General features: G+C 56.3%; 1 protein-coding gene. It reads left to right on the top strand.

The genetic code is table 11. The annotated features are described in order from the left end of the window. Positions 1-106: 106 nt before the first annotated feature. A partial coding sequence (locus AC0L3E_RS34575) for an ATP-grasp domain-containing protein (RefSeq protein ID WP_473606906.1) occupies positions 107-707 on the top strand: 601 nt, incomplete at its 3' end.

Raw genomic sequence — 707 nt, 5'->3', positions numbered from 1 at the left:
AAGAATCGTTGACGATGCTAGCCTTGGGCAAGGTCTGATGTCAAGCACAGCTACAACAATTCCAACGATCCTCCGGACCTCAGCACGCAGAAGGAGTCCACAGCCAATGGCAAAAGCGCTGATCCTGATTGGAGGCACGATAATGGGCTCAGGTCTGCTCTACGTCCAGGCTGCTCAGCGTCTTGGCCTTCGGCCAATTACCCTTTCGGACAATCCATCTCGGTATGACCATTTCGCGGCGAAAGAGGCTGAGACAATCCGTGTTGATACAGACGATCTGGACGCGCTGATCCGCGAATGTTGCCACATCCGAGAGACCCATGAGATCGCTGGCATTACGGCCGCACGGGACTCGGTATACGCAACAGTTGGCAAGCTCTGCCGTCATTTCGATCTGCCAGGACCGAACCCGGAAGCTATTGAACAATGCTGCGATAAGTACACTCAACGTAAACTTCTCGAGGCCTCAGGCGTTCCGATGCCGGCTTATCGCTTGGCGGCCAATGCAGCGGACATAGAGAGTTCGGCCGCAGAGATCGGACTGCCGGTGATAGTTAAGCCTGCCGACGGCAGCGGCAGCGTCGGTGTCCGATTATGCCGCACTGCCGGCGAGTTGGTCGAGCATACGAACTATCTGTTGGGCGGGCAGCACATGTGGCGGTCTGCACCGAGGATCTTGGTCGAAGAATTTGCACAAGGCCCCTGTT

It is taken from the genome of Mesorhizobium sp. WSM4822, assembly GCF_055811155.1.
This window is presented reverse-complemented; position numbering and strand designations above follow the sequence as displayed.